The sequence below is a fragment of the Dyadobacter bucti genome (assembly GCF_005869225.1).
GTDB lineage: Bacteria > Bacteroidota > Bacteroidia > Cytophagales > Spirosomataceae > Dyadobacter > Dyadobacter bucti.
On record NZ_SWFP01000001.1, the window covers coordinates 1,238,359 to 1,255,012 of the forward strand.

A 16,654-nucleotide genomic window follows, 5' to 3' on the forward strand; every position below is an offset into this window, starting at 1 on the left:
AAAACATATTGAAAATGAGTTTATTTGGTTTGCCGAAATGGCTTTTACCACATCTTTTTAGGAACAAACAGTTCAAGGACCTGACAAACCAGGAAATTGAAAATCTTAAAACCGCCATCAGCAGTTTTAAGGAAGAAAAACCGGATGTTTCAGTGGTGATACCCGCCTGGAATGAGGAAAACAACATTTACCGTACGCTTTCGTCACTTTCTCAAAGCCGCACAAAATACAAAGTGGAGATCGTCGTCATCAATAATAATTCTACGGATGGAACCCAGTTTGTGCTGGATACCCTCGGCGTGCGAAACTACCTGCAGACCATCCAGGGAACACCTTTTGCCCGGCAGATGGGCCTGGACATGGCCCGCGGAAAATATCATCTGTGTGCAGACTCCGACACTTTTTATCCGCCGGACTGGATCGATCTTATGGTGGCGCCCATGGAAAAGGACTCCGGCATAACCGGTGTTTACGGCAATTATTCGTTCATCCCGCCCGAAAACCAGGGCAGGTTCGGACTTTGGGTCTATGAGCAGTTTGCGGAAATTATGATCCGGATCCGTAAGAAAAACAGGGAGTACCTGAATGTGTACGGTTTCAACATGGGATTTGTGACGGAAACAGGCCGTACCACCGGTGGCTTCAAAGTAAGCGGCTCAAGGGTATATGCCAATGTCGTTGGGGCCGATTACATGAACGAAGCCGAAGACGGGCGCATGGCCCTCAACCTGAAAAAAGAGGGTAACCTTAAAAGGGTCACAGATTCAAAAGCGACGGTTTTCACTTCACCGCGGCGGCTCCTGGACGATGGCAGTATCGCAAACGCTTTCATAAACCGGGCTAAAAGACAATTAAAGGGAATGTCGGAGTATTTCTCGGCGTCCTGATCAGTTTTAAATATTCATCCATTATGCAGCATATTTTTTCGGACACAACCCTGCTGATTACCCACTATAACCGAAGCGGCTCTCTGGAGCGGCTGCTCACTTCATTCCGTAACCTGGATTGCCAGTTTGCGGCAATAGTGGTTTCGGACGACGGCAGCAAGCCGGAACATCTCGACAAAGTTGTCGGATTGAAAGACCGGTTTACATTTGAGCTTGTCACCACGCCTGTAAACAGGGGACTCGGTAATAATATCAACAAAGGGCAAGCAGCTGTAAAATCGCCCTATACCTTGTATGTACAGGAAGATTTTGACCCTTCAGAAATTTTCCCGGAGCATTTTGAAGATGCGCTCGAGTTCATGCGGGAAGATCCACAGCTGGATATCATACGCTTCTATGCCTATTTCGCCTATCCGAACCTGAAACCTTTCAAAAAAGGATTTTCAGAAATGGTTTATTCGTTCTGGGACATGAGCCACCTTAAATTCTATTATTACAGCGACCACCCGCACCTGCGCCGCAGCAATTTCCTTGAAAAATTCGGAAAGTATCCGGAAGGTGTGAATATCAATCTGAGTGAATACAGAATGGCGATCAGTTTTCTCAGCAAAAAGGGAAAAGGATTGTTTTACAATGAATTCACCACCTTATTTGATCAAAAGAACTCCGCACAGGAACCCAGCACACTCGACCGCCCCAATTGGAAGCTCAGTAAAAACCCGGTCATCCAGCTTTCCCGTCTTGTATACCTCCGTTACCGCTGGCTGAAAAACACACTGGATCTTGCATTAATGAAGTAATGTGTTTTGCCGACTGATCTGATTTTATGAAAAACGAATATCAATTTGATGATGTAACCCTGCTGATCACGCATTACAACCGGAGCCAGTCACTGGAACAGCTATTAAAATCTTTTACGGAATTAAATTGCAGATTCGGCGATATTGTTGTTTCAGATGACGGCAGTAAACCCGAGCACCTCGAATATCTCCGGACGTTGAAGGAAAAATATAATTTCCGGCTGATCACCACGCCTCAGAACAAGGGCCTCGGAAACAATATCAATAAGGGACAGGATGCGGTAAAAACACCGCTGACCCTGTATGTGCAGGAAGATTTCACACCGGCATCTGTTTTTCCCGCAAGCTTTACGGATGCACTGGCAATCATGCACAGGAGGCCTGAGCTGGATGTCGTGCGTTTTTATGCATACTTCGAATACCCATATCTTAAAAATCCTGAAAACGGATATTATGATATGGATTTTAAAATCTGGAAACCGGGCTACCGGAAATTTTACGCATACAGCGATCATCCACATTTGCGCCGCAGTAATTTCTTCGGGCGGTTCGGCAGATATGCGGAAGGGGAAAAAGGAGATGTGACTGAATACCGGATGATGATGTCATTTCTCAAAAACCGCGGGAAAGCCATGTTCTACAAAGATTTCCAGGGATTGTTCTTCCAGAAAAATTCGGAATCCGAGCCCAGTACAATGAAAAGGAACGTCTGGCGGGAAAGTGATCAGTTGATCCTTACCGGCATGCGGCACCTGTACCGCCATTTGAAATTTAATTTTGACTATCTGACCTAGCCGTTACTAATAAAGGTTTATGGCAACCAACCTAAACAATAATTCTTTCAGATGGTATTACGCCAGCATCTACCTTGGGCTGGCGCTTATCTTTTGTTCCCAGTATTTTACTTACCAAAACGTAAGAGATCTGTCCCTGAACAATGAGCGACTGAACGTTACAATTGGCGTTCTGAACCAGACTGCCAATTTTGAACTGGTGACTAAGGATTTCCAGTCCAATATGCGCGGGTTCCTGATCACACAGAAAGAGGACCTGTTGTCTGAAAATTATAATAAAAAAATCCAGCTGATCGGGATCAGCGACACCTTATTTAATCTTGTCAGGACGGATAGCATCCAGACGCGGCGGGTACGACAGCTGCTTTCCATCTCCAGCGACATCGTATCTTACACCCAGGACATTATCACCATTCACCGCGTAATGGGGGCTGATTCTGCTTTTAATAAAATAAAAGAAGGAGAGGATGCACGCCTCAACAAGCAGCTCAATGCCAAGATCAACGAGATCCGGGACCATGAAAACCATAACCTGAACGAGCGTCGCAAGCTGGTAGCCAGCACCCAGAAAAACTCCGTTCTTTTCATCTTTGTGACCGGTGTTGTGGGTTTTTTCCTGACATTGCTGGCGATCATCCTCTTGAACCGCGACAAGCGGAAACAAAGACTTTTGCAGAAGGAAATCTTCGAAAAGGAGCGGCTGGTAAACCAGTACCTGGAAGCAATACCCGACGGTGTTATGGTGATCAATGCACAGAACGAAATTGTATTGCTTAACCAATCCGGACGTGAGATCCTGGGGATCAAATCGGGAAAACTGGAGACACTTTCGGACGAGGTAACGCAGATAAAACTGCTCGATCCTACCCGCTACCACGTCCGTTTTACAGCGGAGACTCTGCCGGTGGCGCGTGCGTTGCAGGGAGAAAAACTGATCGGTAATAAGATCGATCTTGTCAAAAACAACAAAATATATCACCTCGAAACGAACGTCCAGCCTGTGATCGGCCTGGAAGGGGAGATAACCAGCGCTATAACCGTTTTCAGAGATATTACCGAGCGGGCCAATTATGAAGCAACATTGGAAAAAGCGAGGACGCTGGCTGAAAAATCTGTCCGCGTGAAGGATATTTTCCTTTCCAATGTGAGCCATGAGATCCGGACGCCGTTAAACGCTATCATCGGCTTTACCAATTTACTGGACAGCGAAGTAAAAGACCCGAAAAGTCTGGAGTACGTCGGTTATATACAGTATGCCAGCAAAAGCTTACTGGAGCTGATCAACGATATCCTGGATTTTTCCAAAATCGAGGCCGGGCAGGTACATCTGGACAAAACACCTGTTTCGATCGGGGAGCTGGTACACTCCATTTCCGCAATCATCGATCAGCGGGCTGTTGAAAAAGGAATTTCCTATCAGGCTGTGATGCCGGACAATTTGCCCAAAATCGTCAGTGCGGACAAGCTTCGTCTCACCCAGATACTTCTGAATGTGTGCGGGAATGCTGTGAAATTCACGGAAACCGGCAGTGTAAAACTACTGGTGGAGCCCGTTGGGACTATGCTGAACGGGGTACAAAAGATCAGGTTTGAGGTAAGGGATACCGGAGTCGGGATACCGAAAGACAAAATCGACGAAGTATTTAACCGCTTCGTCCAGGCAACAGAAAGCACCACCAGAATTTTTGGAGGTACCGGGCTCGGGCTGAGCATTGTGAAATCGCTGGTTCATCTGTTCGACGGAACGCTGAACCTCCAGAGCGAACTCGGGAAGGGTACGATTTTTACAATGGAGTTTCCGTTCGAAGTACTTCAGAATGTAGTACTCGAAGAGACAATCGACAACAAAGAGATTTCAAGCGACACTATTTCCTCCCTAAAGGTGCTGGCTGCGGAAGACAATACGCTGAACCAGAAATTACTGAAAGCTATTTTTGAAAGGCTCGACGTTCCGCTGACTATCGTCAACAACGGACAGGAAGCATTGGAAAAGCTCGCTGCAGAAGACTTTGACGTAGTTTTAATGGATATCCAGATGCCGGTAATGGACGGTTATACGGCGATCAAGGCTATTCGCAGCTCCATCTCGAAAACAATACCGATTATCACCATGACCGCGCATGCCATGGTGGGCGAAAAGGAAGAATGCCTTAGCATCGGGGCCAACAGCTATATCTCCAAACCTTTTAAAGAAAGTGAATTGATTTACACCATTGCACATTTAGGAAACAAAGAAAATTTCGAAACTTCGCATCAATCAAAAAAAATCATCCCTCCAATCCAAGAAAACATGTCCGATAGTATTTTGAATCTTGAGTACCTCGCCGAAATTACCGGCGGCGATAATGAACTGCGCGATGAACTGATATCCCTGTTTGAAAATGACAGCAAAGTTCAGCTGGACGCTATCCACGAAGCTTCGTCACTGGGTGACAAGGAGAAATTACGACTTTCAATCCATAAGTTCCGGTCTTCCCTTTTTTCGGTGGGGCTCCTGTCAACTGCTAATAAATACAAAGAGCTGGAAGCAGTCTTAAAGCAGGGGATCTGGGAAAACAGATATGAGCAAACGCTGGTAAATTTGAGATCGGAATCTGAATCCGGACTGGTAGCATTAAAGCAATTGTAAAAAAAAGGCCATTGAAATTCTTTAAAGGGACTTTTCAATGGCCGTATAAATTTCCTTCACACTATTTTCCCAGGAATGCAAGCTCGCAAAATCCCTTCTTTCCTCGGATTTCGAAACCGAATCTTCGGCAAGAGCCTGTTCAATCAATGAAATATAATCCTCTTTGTTTTCGGCCATATACACGTAGCCTTCGAAAATACGCATACCCTCCGTCCTCGTAGCGACGGTAGGCTTTCCCACAGCGAGGTATTCATCTATTTTACGTGGATAATTACCGATCGTCACCTCATTAACAATCTGCGGATTGATACAAACGTCGAAAGCGTTGAGATATGCAGGTAATGTTTCTATGCTTTTTGGGCCTGTAAACGTCACGTTCGGCATTTGGTGCAACGGGCTTTTCCTGAATTCATCGTCTTCCATTCCCACCAGCACAATGTTCCAGCCGGGCCGGGTAGCGGCAATGTGGTGTATCAGCGATGGATCAAGCCGGAGGGATTGCACGGCACCTATATACCCTATTCTGGGCCTTTTTATTGCACGAATATCTTCTGGTTCATTTGCGTTTATACCATCCAGGAACATCTCCAGGTCACAGCCCTGGCCTACGTAGTACGACTTTTCATTATACTTTCTGCAATAGTCCGTGAGATAGGGGGAGTTGGCAACACAAAGGTCACTTTTCGCGATGAGCATTGGTTCCAGTCTCTGCCCGTGCTTTTTCCAGTAATTTACCCCCAGCATGTAATCCCGGGAATAATAGACGGACAGCCGGGGTTTTAAATAATCTTTGAGGTAAAACCCGCGAAAAATATCATTGTCGTTGAAATGAATGAAGTCTTCAAACCCCAGCCGGTCAGCGGAACTCTGAATGCATGAAGCAAATACCTTATTGTTCCATTTGTTAAAAAAATCAAATATCTGATCGGAGTTAATCCAGTTGATCGATTCGCTGATATGGTCCGGGTACAATACCCAGAGATTTTCATTGACCTTTTCAAGACCGTCACGCTTCTTCCTGACGACCCTGAGCCGCTTCTGTACTTTCGGGTCCATAAGATTTTTCAGCAAGCTCCTGCGATCAAGCGGGGAATTCACATACAGGACCCTGTGATTCTTGCTAAATTCCAGCGCAATGTTCTTACAATTACTACCAATTTCCACATCCCAGGCTTGCTGACCGGTAATAATGATATCCATCATGTCATTTATAGTTTACAGGAGCTTTTCCACTGAACAATCAAATATTTCAGAGACCCGCCAGTTTCATATTTTCTTTATCATCAAGCCGTTTTGTGATGTTAATCAGTGCGACGGCCAGGTAAAAATATATGTTTGATGGAAACTGAACCAGTGCCTCCTGCGGATAATTACCAATGTTAAAAGCAAACACTATCAAAAGCATGCCCATGCAGCACGTTCGCAGTTCGGGGTTTTTGATAGTAAAATAGTTATTGATCCCTTCCCGCATGATGAAGAACATCAGAAAACAAAATATCAGTAAACCGATCCATCCCAGCTCCACGGCTATACGCACATATCCGCTGTCGGGCGGGAAATTGGCCAGGTATGATTGGGGCGCAAAACGTTGCCCCCAGGCGCCCGTGGCCCCAAGCCCGCCACCCATGGGATGTGAAAGAATATAGGGCTGGATCCTCTTTTGATTGGCCGCCCTCAGGTTAAAAGATGCGTCTTCCGAAGGCTTGAATGCAGACTGAAACCTGACAATATTGGGGTCGCCGGTGGGAACAAATATCAGGAACAATATAAAAACGCCTGCGATGGCAGTGCCAACAAGTACAGACTTGCTGAAACGGAGGATCAGGAACATGACCATTGCCGCGGGCAATAAGACATAGGCACCCCTGGTACCCGAAAACAGCATCGCCGTAAAGAATAGCCCTATCAACCCGGAAAACATGATCCTTTTCCAGAGCACTTTCGCATTGGTCAGCAAGGCGATACACAAAATGCAGCTTACTACCATATTGTAGGAGAACGCTACCGGGTCCGAAAAGATCGAAAACTTGCGCCAGCGGCCACCTATGAAAAGAAGATCCGCAACCAACGGATCGGAATAGAGCCAGGCCTCTTCAGGCCCCGAAAAACCGATGTATTCCTGCTTATAGGCATAAAAAGCCGCGAATACGGAAAGGCTGATCCATATTTTCAAAATGATCCGCATGGCTTTGACCGTTTTGATCTGATACATGAACACGAAATACATCAGCATCACGATCGCCACAGACCGTATCGTATAAACCCACGCCAGTCTTGACTCAGCAGCCGGATTGACCACTTCTGTAAAATTGTAACCGATCCATATCAGGATCATCATACTTACCGGACCTCTGAAGACCGTCCAGTCTGGATACTTTTTCTGATAGATGAAAAAGCCGAGTATCAGCAGCCCCTGAATGCCATCCATTGCAGTTCCCATCGGAAAACTGATACCCAGCCTCATGATAAAAAACAACATGTAGGCCATAATCAGCAGCACCGACACGCCGAATAACGGGTATGCTACAATTCCGTAAATAATGGTAGGCACAAATAAAACGGCCAGAATAACAGCTCCGGCAATAATCCCCTTATAAGCAATCAGCATCCCGAAGATCAGCGAGAATGCCAGCAGGAGCACAAGGCCAGTCGTGTTATTGAGTTTTTCAACCCAGAACAACTGCCTCAGCCGTGCACCAAAAGTTGGGTACCTGCCGTTTCGCTCTGCCGCAAAAATCCGGATATCTCTCTCCACTTAAAAGAAAAGGATTTTAAAGAAAAAAATAAACCCGCTGATCAGTGCCAGCAACAATGCCACCTGCCGTGTTTTCTTTTGCAGCGGCGTCAGATGCTCAAAACTGATCTTTTCCTTCTTCTCTGATTTTACAGGATAAATTTTCATATCGGTATCGTTCGTCACTCATGCTGTTCAGAATGCCCATGCCGCGTCGCCACAGAAATCTGGTTAGCTCTCCTGGATTTGAAAAGCGCCAGGACCTGAAAAAAAATAAACTTCGGAATATTCACCAGCGACTGATAGATCCGCCGGTCCGTTTCCGATCTTTTCAATGAAATATAAAAACCCAGTACAAAAACACACAAGGCTATTAACCACACCAATGCCACTACGGGGGCTATAAATAGATTTACCAAAAGAAAAAAGCCGGAAAGCAGCAGAAAAATGAACAGCGGCGGCCGCAGCAACACCAGCCCAAACAGGAACTGGTTGGCACTGAAATTGACCACGCCTTTAAAGACAATCTTAAACCCAAGAGAGAAATACTTGAACCAGGTGTTGATCCACCGCGCCCGCTGGTTGACAAGCTGACCAGTCCCACTGGTCTTTTCATCATAAACCACGGCATGTTCGGCAAAGGCAATACGGTAGTCCCTGCTCACGATAGCTTCCTGAAGTACTTTATCGAAACCAGCGCCGGTTACATCCAGATGTTCCAGGCATTCCCGGTAAAGTGCCGTGGTAAATGCCATTCCGGAACCTGCCAGCGTCGCAGAAGACCCACAGCCAAAAAGTATTTTCCCGTCGTAAAAATGGTAATAAATATCCCTCGCCGCATCCAGACGCGCATAGGTAGTATCCAGATTTTTGGCCTCTCTCACACCCTGGACCGCTTTAAATCCGCAGTCAAAATAAACATTCAGCTCATTGAGATATTCAGGATCGGTGAGGTTGTCGCTGTCAATGATAGTAAGGTGCGAATGCGGGCGGATAAAATGACGGATCGCATAAAAATGCGACCGCGTATTGCTGCCCAAAACCTGCTCCGGACGCAAAAGTGATACTTTATCAGAGCCGAAGTGAAGACCGGTGGTATCGCATTTGTCTGCGACCACATAAATATGGTAGCTGGAATAATTAAGTTTCAGCAAAGAACTTACGACAGCCGGCAACTGCTCGATCTGCTCGTAGGCAGTCACGATAATAGCATAGTCAGGCACGCCGGAAACAGATGAAAGCCTGTTTCTGACTTCCGGCCGTTTTTTAAAGCTGAAAATCATTAAAAGTACCACAGGAAAAATCAGGTTATACCCGATCAGGCACTGGAACAGAAGCCAGGCAAGTTCTAATACTATCATACTTCTACCGGTTTACCGATTTTACCTGCCTGCTCGGGGATATCTTCAGTATTCGTCAATATCCAGCCTGCAAATTTTTCCCCCAGGTTATTGATATATTGTATCTTAGACTGGTCTTCTTCCGAAATTGAGCGCCCCGCTGCAAACACAGCCACTACCCGGTCGGAAAATGTGATCCATTCCTTTGCTTTGTTCATCGCATTCAGAGAGTCGGTTTCGATCAGGATAATGTCAAACTGAGTTTTCAAAGCCGTCAGTTTTTCATTGATCAGCTTTTCATCCGCCAGTTCCAGCAGAGAAGCATCACCTCCCTTGTTCCCCAGGATACTGATCTGCCCGGGCGTAGCGTCCAGCATAACATCTTTTTTCAGATAGGTATCAAAAAGGCTGTAGTCAGGATTGAGTTTTGATACATCCGGCTGCCCGAAATTCCCGTCGATGATCAGGACGGTCTTATTGATTTTCGAAAATGCCCATCCCAACGCTATGACCAGGGAAGTTTTGCCTACGTCTTCAGACAAGCTTGTCACGGCTATGATTTTGGGATCCGCCTTTTCATTATCCAGTTCATATCTGATAGAACGCACCAGATTTTTATAGAGCCGCATGGATTTTCCGTCCGAAGAATTCATCCCTGAAAGGCTCAGGCTGGAAGTCTTATCCAGTACATTGAGATAACCGAGAACCGGGCGCTCGGTAGCATTGGCGAGCTGCAGCGGATACCGTATGGATTTGTCGAGATAAAAGAGAATAAAAAATACAAACACACAGAAAGTGAAACTGATAACCCCTGAAAGAATAACCAGTACCATTTTCTTCGAAGCCTGTACCTCACCCGGCATCGCCCGCTCGATCAGCCGCAGATAAACCGGAAAACTGAATTCGAGGCTGGCCTCATTATACCGCTGAAGAGCTTCAATGTATTCCTTGCTTGCAATGTCGATCCCCGTTTCATACTCCTGGATCTTGGCCTCATTGGGTACCAGTCCGTCAAACTTTTTATTTAACCTTTTTAACTCATTTTTGATCGAAGAAACGCTGTTTTTCGAAAGCTCCAGAGAAATCTCCATAGTCAGCTTTTGTGTTACAAGGTCTTGTTTGGATGCCATCGGACTGTAAATGTATTTGTCAGAGGCAGCTGCGATCTGCGTTACGAGCTGGGTTCTGACCGAGTCCACACCTGCTTTCAGCTTCGGGTCAAAATTACTCTGGACATATTTTTCGTTCAGCAGTCTCAGATTGGTTTTGCTTGCAACAATACTTTGGTTGAGGCTCGTCAGCGCACTTTCAAAGTACTCCCGGTCAGCAGGGTTAAACTTATTATCAATGTTCTTGATCGCTGCTGAGTAGGCTATGATATCCCTTTCGGCCATTTGTTGCCGTGTTTCGAAATCCGCCATTTGCCCGTAAATGCTCTTTGCCTGCTCATTCAGGTTGAGTACGCGGTTCTGGATCTTGTAATTTTTCAGCGTATTCATGCGGGCATTGAGCGCATCCAGCTTCTGCATCATAAAATTCTGCAGAAATTCGATAGTCTTCCTGTTGTTCCCGACAATCCTCGATGAGTTGAATGATATGAATTCATTGCTCAGCGTATTGATGACGTATGCGGTGAACGCCGGGTCATCGCCTTCAAATTCTATGTCTATAAAATCACCGGTTCCTGTGCGGTAAATGACCAGCTTTTCGCGCAGTGCGTTGGCACTGTAACCCATATCATCCAGAATCTTATTGATCCGGTTTTCGAAGGGTTTCCACAGAAAAAGTTCTTCTTTAGCCTTGTATTTCTGGGTTAGCAGCGCAATTGCCTTGCTTTTGTCTGACTTGCTCATCTCACTGAATTCTTTCACAGGCTCTCGCCATGTAGAATCCTTTACACCTTTCAAATCATTCAAAAGCAGCTTGTAAGAAACCTGGTCAAGCGTTTTTTTAAGGCGCATCGCCTGGATCAGGCTTTCAAATTTCCTGCTGATCTGAGAATCCTGTTCGTCTCTTTGGGTGGTAACAATCTGGTCTGTTTTGTCAACCAGCCCCGTTGCGATGCGGGCATGCGACTCATACACATCAGGTAGCTTTTTTACCAGGAAGAAACAGACGATCACGGTGATGAGGGGAACAAGGATCAGCGTCACTTTATTCCTTTGCAGCAGTCGTAAAAATTGCAAAAATTCGGTCATTTTATATCTTCAAGTTTTTGTCCCAACAATTCCTCAAGGCTGCTTTTCGCAATCAATACGTCACCTTCCGCATTGATGATCATCTGCTGGTGGTCCGAGTGTGTAATCAGCACCTGGTTATAGTTCTGCAACGTCTCTTCACCCTTTTCAAACTTGTGTTTAATGCTTGCCATCATACTTTCCACATCCAGGATAGCGGCGGACCGCACCCGCAGCACGGCCAGTTTTTGTATGTATGTAAAATATCTTTTTTTAACTTCCGCCTCCATATTCAGGTCAAAAGCCTGTTTGTCAAACTGTGCCGCCGCATACTCGCCCTTCGCCTGCTTCACCTGATTCGGCTTTTGGAGGAATGAACCGATATTGGCAAAAAAGCCAAACTGATAGCCGCCCAGAAAACTCGGTGAAATGGTGGCTGTGTTATTATTCGGGCTGTAGAGGTAGGAGAATGAAAAAATATCGAAATACGACAGCTTGGCTCTCTTCACACCGTTCTCCGCAACTGAGAGCCGGGCGTCGTACATTTTATTTTTAGGATAATTAGCCTTGGACACGGCAATGAGTTTTTCGAGGTAAGAATAAGAAACATCCCTACTCAAAGATTCCTGCGCCTCAGTGCTGTGAATGATAAAAAACAGAGGAATCAAAAACACTGCGTACTTCATCTGCATTAATTTTAAAAAATAAATTATTAAAAACTACTTTTATTAACGGTATAGAAATTATACTGCAACTAAATCAAACTTCACTATTCTTCATCCTAATGTCTATCTCTGAACGAATCCGAAAAAACGCCCGGCTTAAAAAGTTTTTTCACTGGCTCCTTATTCCCACCAACCAGGCACGTCCGAGGCTCTGGGTCAGGCTTTTTTTAAACAGGTTTTATCATCGGAAAGGCCGGGGCGTAATTATCCGGCACTGGGTAAGGATGGATGTTGTCCCCTTCAATCACTTCTCGATCGGGAACAATTCGACGATAGAAGATTTCAGTACTATTAATAATGGAGTGGGTAATGTTGAAATCGGAGAGAACTCCCTGATCGGTCTTGGAAATGTGATCATCGGGCCCGTGAAAATCGGCAATAATGTTATTCTTGCCCAGAACATCGTGGCCAGCGGCCTGAACCACAATTATACTGATATTGAACAGCCCATACACAAACAAGGGGTGAGCGTTGCGCCTATTGTGATCGGTGACGACTGCTGGATCGGTGCCAACACCGTTATCACGGCAGGCGTTACCATCGGCAAACATTCGGTTGTTGCAGCTGGCGCGGTTGTTACCAAAGACATTCCACCCTATTCTGTCGCGGTCGGCAATCCTTCCCGCGTCATCAAAAAATATGACGAAACACAAAAAGAATGGGTAAAAATCTATTGACATATTGATGAATAACTGGTGCAGATCGCTTTGATTCTCAGACGTTTTCCGATTGCAGCAACGCAGGAAACGTTTTAAGAATGATCTGCATATCCATTTTGAATGAAAACTCTTTGGCGTAGGTGATATCAAGCTGGGTTCTTTCTTCCTCAGACATATCGGCTTTACCTTTCCCCCTTTTCGTTACCTGCCAGAGACCCGTCAGACCGGCAGGCCCAGCAAACCTCAGTATCTTATCATCTGTGGTCATTTTTTCTGCTTCATACAGAGGCAGCGGACGATTCCCTACCAGCGACATGTCCCCTTTCAGGATATTGATCAGCTGTGGCAATTCATCCAAGGAAGAATTTCTGAGAAACTGTCCGAAACGCGTGATACGCGGGTCGTTCTGAAATTTCATGAATGCCGCTTTCTGCTCCTTCTGAAAATGATAAAGTTTTTCGCAGATCTCTTTTCCGTCCAGGAAGAGCAGGCTTTTGCACTGGCCGCCAGCGAGGCAGTCCTCACACAACCCGCTGTGTTCCATTTGCTGCTGGACAGGCTCCGGCGCTTTGTTATACATACTCAGGGCTGCCATTTTTCTGATCATCTGGTCGGCGTCTGTCCGCATGGTACGGAACTTGTAGAGGTCGAAAATCTTATAACCACTGCCTACCCTTTTGGATCTGTAGAATACGGGGCCTTTGGAATCGAGCCGGATTAATAATGCAACCAGCAAAAAGACCGGCAACAACAATATGACTGCCCCGCCTGTCGTGATCACGTCAATAGCCCTTTTCCAAAATGGGGTGCGACTTTGCTGCGACCCTATTTTCTGGGACGCTTTGTTGGCTACATACCATTGACGTTTTTTGAAGTATCTGATGCGCGTAATCAGGTTTCCGTCATCGAATTTCACGGAAAAGATATCGTCGGCATGCTTCTTCCTGGCATTTTCAATGTCGGCACGTCTGAGGTTTTCAACGAGGATCACAAAAGGGATGTTACCGAACCCCGAGCTGCTCCGGATCGTATCCAATAGTTCCCACCCACCGCTGTCGGCATGCGCCAGGATCACATCGGCCGGGAAATTCTCATGCAGGGCTTCGAGAACGCTCTCTTTCCTATCGAAATACTCAGCCTGCAGTTCATTTTCGAATTTTTCCGAAAAACGTAAAAATTGTTCCAGGTCTGTGTTCAGGTACATGACCCTGAAATGCGGCGCACGAGATTTCTTCTCAACAACCATTTCCGGAGATTCGCTTGTCAATTCCATTGGTGACAGTAATTAAGAGTAGCGTTTACTTCGGCGCAGGATCGCGTTGATCTTGGCATGTACTTCCATGGGGTTGAACGGCTTGACCATAAAATCGTCAGCTCCCAGGTTCAGGCACTGGATCCGTTCACTGCTTTCATCTGATCCGGAAAGGATAACGACGGGGATGTCAGCATACAAATTGCTCGCCTTCGCCACCTTCAAAAACTCTTTTCCGCTGAGATTAGGCATATTTAAATCCGCGATGATCAGATCCGCCTTGTTACCCTCTTCGAGCCAAAGCATCCCCTCGGACCCATCACTTTTAATTACTACGTTAAAATCCTTTTTTAGAAAATGTTCAAGAATCTTCGTGATACTCGGTTCATCATCTATTATTAACAGACTTTTCTTATTGTCCATAGGTTAAATAAATATCTTTCTGATAATTCTTTTGTGGGCTAATTTCCAATTCGGGGGATATGCATTTACAGCGACCGAAACAAGAAGCTGAAACTACATGTAAGTACGCGAATTAATTTTGTAGAATTAATAATAAAACCGTCGATAACAAAATTTCCCTTAATAAATTATACGGCACTGCTTTAAATGTTTCTTTCCCAGCGTTCTGCTCTGAATTTTACTCAAATGTTTTGTTCAATTTAGTAATGTGTATAAAATATAGGAAACCGGTTGTGTGGGGGTGAATAGATAAATCTAAGAAGTAAAAATAAATACTTGTAACAATAAGTCAAAAAATTAACAACCTAAATAGCAAATTTAGTTCAATTAATTCTACATGTAGCTTCAAATTCGAAATTTTCGGAAGATATACGGGCGAGTATGCCGTTGAACATTACTTCGGCAACAAATAGTATTTTTCTTTGGTGACAAGCTCGGGAAAAGAACCTGTGCCTTTACTGGCGAGAGCCGAAATGGATTGTTACCTCTGCTGTTTTGAGGATTTTTTCGCCATTGGAGATGGCCGGCAGCCACGCGGGCCCCTCTTTCAGGATACGAATGGCCTGATCATAAAGCAGTTGATCACCTTTGGGAGAAAACCCGGTAAGTGATCCGTCCGATCCTACCAAAAATGTTACTGTCACTATCCCTTTGATCGCCGCATCTTTGGTTTTGGTTTCCAGGTAATCCTGGTAAGACAGCCAGCCGCCTAGTGGCATAGGCGAGTTATTCCTGGCGATCAGGCCACCGGAGCGGCCTGAAGCTGCCAGAGGAGAAACGGGAGCCGCAGACCGGGCATTGACATTTTCCGGAAGTACCGTAGTTTTTTTGGGCGTAACCAAAACAGTTCTCAGGGAATCCAGGTTAAATTGCTGAGGCTTGGCAGGAATAAATGCATCCGGGGAATTAATGTCCAGAGTTTCCCTTTCCACCTGAATTTCGCTTTCCGCTGCTTCGGTAATCGCTGCAATGCGTTCACCAGCGAGAAAATCTTTCACAGGAGATTGTAACGCACCGGCAGGAACTTCGGCTTTTTTATAATTGCCAGATAATACTTCACCGGGGTTTTTACGCGGTGCGACTGTGTGGGAAGGTTTAGTTTCTTTGATGACCGGAAGTGTAGCGGGAACTTCTTCTACCCCCACTTCTGCCGTTTCAGAAGATAATGAACCCTTTTGGGTCTGCCAGAAAACACCGATCACAATGATGATCGATGCAGCGGCTCCATAAGTCCAAAGTGGAATTATGCCTTTTCGTTTTTCCGGAACCCGCTCATAAAGTCGCGCCGACAGGTCTTTTTTTACTTGATCAATGTCTGTTTCATCGTCGAGCATTGCCGCAAATCCTTCATAGGCATCGGCCACAAGAGGTTCATCAAGCATCTTTTTTTCTAATTGATGCTGCTCTTCGAAAGACATCTCACCGTAATAATACCGGCGGAAATCTTCAAAACCAGGATGTTGCGTTGAGTCAGTTGCTGCCATTTTTATCCATGCAAATTTTCAGGTTCCGCTTTCCGTTCTGGATATAGCTCTTCACTTTATTAAAATCAAAACCGGTTTCGTCGGATATTTCCCGGTAACATTTCTCCCTGAGAAAAAACAATTCGACGCTCGTTCGCTGCTCGTAAACCAGTCTTTCCATGCATTTTTCAAGTACCTTTAGATTGATCTCTATCTCAGAATGCCCTTCATCGTCATTCATATCATATTTCAGATCTCCCCTTTCCTGCTTTTCGTCGATTGCTTCAAAGACCCGCCTTCCCCTGATCCGCATCAGACAAAAATTTCTTGCAACAGTATGCAGCCAGCTCTTTAAATTGTCGATTTCATGTGTTTTGAGGTCTGTAACGAGTTTTTCGAAAATCTGCATCACGGCATCCTTGCTTTCTTCTTCCTGCCGGAGGTATTTATAACAAATTCCAAACACCATTTCCATATAAGGCTCATACAGTGCGCCCAGCAGACGAATGTCCCCGGTTCTGCGATAAGCCAGCAGTTTTTCCGCTTCGGCAGGCGGTTCCGTCTTTTTATTCTTTAATAACCTTAAAAACCTCACAAGTGCACGCTTGATGAAAACTCTTTTACGGTAACTGCTTATGGATGCAGCTGTTTATAAAATTCCATAAAAAAAGTTTAAAAAATTTATGGAATTACCCGCCGGTCTGCATCCAGCAACAAACTAATCATTCCAGA

15 protein-coding genes are annotated in these 16,654 nt (G+C 45.4%); 5 read left to right on the forward strand and 10 right to left on the reverse strand.

What is annotated here, in order from left to right:
• Window positions 1-14 precede the first annotated feature (14 nt).
• Genes FBF61_RS04645 through FBF61_RS04660 form a run of 4 tightly spaced genes read left to right on the forward strand, consistent with a single transcriptional unit; the run spans window position 15 to window position 5,110 of the window.
• Window positions 15-887: a glycosyltransferase family 2 protein gene (locus FBF61_RS04645; protein ID WP_138475978.1), complete on the forward strand. Its 873-nt coding sequence runs from the start codon at window positions 15-17 to the stop codon at window positions 885-887.
• 23 nt (window positions 888-910) lie between these two features.
• Complete coding sequence (locus FBF61_RS04650) at window positions 911-1,687, forward strand: glycosyltransferase (protein WP_138475979.1); 777 nt, start codon at window positions 911-913, stop codon at window positions 1,685-1,687.
• Window positions 1,688-1,713: 26 nt separating this feature from the next.
• Window positions 1,714-2,481 (forward strand): glycosyltransferase family 2 protein, encoded by a 768-nt coding sequence (locus FBF61_RS04655; protein WP_138475980.1) that lies wholly within the window; start codon window positions 1,714-1,716, stop codon window positions 2,479-2,481.
• A 19-nt stretch (window positions 2,482-2,500) separates the two neighbouring features.
• Window positions 2,501-5,110 carry a response regulator gene (locus FBF61_RS04660; RefSeq protein ID WP_138475981.1) on the forward strand — a complete coding sequence of 870 codons (2,610 nt, stop codon included), beginning with the start codon at window positions 2,501-2,503 and terminating at the stop codon, window positions 5,108-5,110.
• Window positions 5,111-5,131: 21 nt separating this feature from the next.
• Here FBF61_RS04660 and FBF61_RS04665 read toward each other — a convergent pair whose 3' ends face one another.
• Genes FBF61_RS04665 through FBF61_RS04685 form a run of 6 tightly spaced genes read right to left on the reverse strand, consistent with a single transcriptional unit; the run spans window position 5,132 to window position 12,047 of the window.
• Window positions 5,132-6,313 carry a glycosyltransferase gene (locus FBF61_RS04665; RefSeq protein WP_229214913.1) on the reverse strand — a complete coding sequence of 394 codons (1,182 nt, stop codon included), beginning with the start codon at window positions 6,311-6,313 and terminating at the stop codon, window positions 5,132-5,134.
• A 46-nt stretch (window positions 6,314-6,359) separates the two neighbouring features.
• Complete coding sequence (locus FBF61_RS04670) at window positions 6,360-7,865, reverse strand: O-antigen ligase family protein (protein WP_229214914.1); 1,506 nt, start codon at window positions 7,863-7,865, stop codon at window positions 6,360-6,362.
• Window positions 7,866-8,012, reverse strand: a complete 147-nt coding sequence (locus tag FBF61_RS34455) for a hypothetical protein (protein ID WP_166444419.1) — start codon at window positions 8,010-8,012, stop codon at window positions 7,866-7,868.
• A gap of 14 nt (window positions 8,013-8,026) precedes the next feature.
• Entirely contained in the window at window positions 8,027-9,205 is a 1,179-nt protein-coding gene (locus FBF61_RS04675; protein ID WP_138475982.1) for a glycosyltransferase, read from the reverse strand.
• Window positions 9,202-11,382: an exopolysaccharide transport family protein gene (locus FBF61_RS04680; protein ID WP_138475983.1), complete on the reverse strand. Its 2,181-nt coding sequence runs from the start codon at window positions 11,380-11,382 to the stop codon at window positions 9,202-9,204. Before FBF61_RS04680 ends, FBF61_RS04675 begins: the two co-directional genes overlap by 4 nt.
• The gene (locus FBF61_RS04685; RefSeq protein WP_229214915.1) at window positions 11,379-12,047 is read right to left on the reverse strand and encodes a TolC family protein; all 669 of its coding nucleotides are present in this window, start codon (window positions 12,045-12,047) and stop codon (window positions 11,379-11,381) included. The genes FBF61_RS04680 and FBF61_RS04685 overlap by 4 nt, the downstream gene beginning before the upstream one ends.
• 98 nt (window positions 12,048-12,145) lie before the next feature.
• Here FBF61_RS04685 and FBF61_RS04690 point away from each other — a divergent pair, with 98 nt between their 5' ends.
• Complete coding sequence (locus tag FBF61_RS04690; protein ID WP_138475985.1) at window positions 12,146-12,763, forward strand: acyltransferase; 618 nt, start codon at window positions 12,146-12,148, stop codon at window positions 12,761-12,763.
• A gap of 37 nt (window positions 12,764-12,800) precedes the next feature.
• On the opposite strand, the gene FBF61_RS04695 is transcribed toward FBF61_RS04690, so the two are convergent.
• The 4 genes from FBF61_RS04695 to FBF61_RS04710 form a co-directional block, all read right to left on the reverse strand.
• Window positions 12,801-14,018 carry a sugar transferase gene (locus FBF61_RS04695; RefSeq protein WP_138475986.1) on the reverse strand — a complete coding sequence of 406 codons (1,218 nt, stop codon included), beginning with the start codon at window positions 14,016-14,018 and terminating at the stop codon, window positions 12,801-12,803.
• Window positions 14,019-14,030: 12 nt separating this feature from the next.
• A complete protein-coding gene (locus FBF61_RS04700; RefSeq protein ID WP_138475987.1) occupies window positions 14,031-14,420 on the reverse strand; it encodes a response regulator transcription factor in 390 nt (129 codons plus the stop codon).
• A 494-nt stretch (window positions 14,421-14,914) separates the two neighbouring features.
• A complete protein-coding gene (locus FBF61_RS04705; RefSeq protein ID WP_138475988.1) occupies window positions 14,915-15,943 on the reverse strand; it encodes an energy transducer TonB in 1,029 nt (342 codons plus the stop codon).
• Complete coding sequence (locus tag FBF61_RS04710; RefSeq protein ID WP_138475989.1) at window positions 15,930-16,517, reverse strand: RNA polymerase sigma factor; 588 nt, start codon at window positions 16,515-16,517, stop codon at window positions 15,930-15,932. The genes FBF61_RS04705 and FBF61_RS04710 overlap by 14 nt, the downstream gene beginning before the upstream one ends.
• Window positions 16,518-16,654: the final 137 nt, after the last annotated feature.

What these genes read in the sequence shown, in the direction of transcription:
- FBF61_RS04705 (WP_138475988.1), bottom strand. Translation starts at nt 15,943, where the DNA reads ATGGCAGCAACTGACTCAACGCAACATCCTGGTTTTGAAGATTTCCGC.
- FBF61_RS04700 (WP_138475987.1), bottom strand. Translation starts at nt 14,420, where the DNA reads ATGGACAATAAGAAAAGTCTGTTAATAATAGATGATGAACCGAGTATC.
- FBF61_RS04665 (WP_229214913.1), bottom strand. Translation starts at nt 6,313, where the DNA reads ATGATGGATATCATTATTACCGGTCAGCAAGCCTGGGATGTGGAAATT.
- FBF61_RS04675 (WP_138475982.1), bottom strand. Translation starts at nt 9,205, where the DNA reads ATGATAGTATTAGAACTTGCCTGGCTTCTGTTCCAGTGCCTGATCGGG.
- FBF61_RS04680 (WP_138475983.1), bottom strand. Translation starts at nt 11,382, where the DNA reads ATGACCGAATTTTTGCAATTTTTACGACTGCTGCAAAGGAATAAAGTG.
- FBF61_RS04645 (WP_138475978.1), top strand. Translation starts at nt 15, where the DNA reads ATGAGTTTATTTGGTTTGCCGAAATGGCTTTTACCACATCTTTTTAGG.
- FBF61_RS34455 (WP_166444419.1), bottom strand. Translation starts at nt 8,012, where the DNA reads ATGAAAATTTATCCTGTAAAATCAGAGAAGAAGGAAAAGATCAGTTTT.
- FBF61_RS04660 (WP_138475981.1), top strand. Translation starts at nt 2,501, where the DNA reads ATGGCAACCAACCTAAACAATAATTCTTTCAGATGGTATTACGCCAGC.
- FBF61_RS04655 (WP_138475980.1), top strand. Translation starts at nt 1,714, where the DNA reads ATGAAAAACGAATATCAATTTGATGATGTAACCCTGCTGATCACGCAT.
- FBF61_RS04695 (WP_138475986.1), bottom strand. Translation starts at nt 14,018, where the DNA reads ATGGAATTGACAAGCGAATCTCCGGAAATGGTTGTTGAGAAGAAATCT.
- FBF61_RS04690 (WP_138475985.1), top strand. Translation starts at nt 12,146, where the DNA reads ATGTCTATCTCTGAACGAATCCGAAAAAACGCCCGGCTTAAAAAGTTT.
- FBF61_RS04650 (WP_138475979.1), top strand. Translation starts at nt 911, where the DNA reads ATGCAGCATATTTTTTCGGACACAACCCTGCTGATTACCCACTATAAC.
- FBF61_RS04685 (WP_229214915.1), bottom strand. Translation starts at nt 12,047, where the DNA reads ATGAAGTACGCAGTGTTTTTGATTCCTCTGTTTTTTATCATTCACAGC.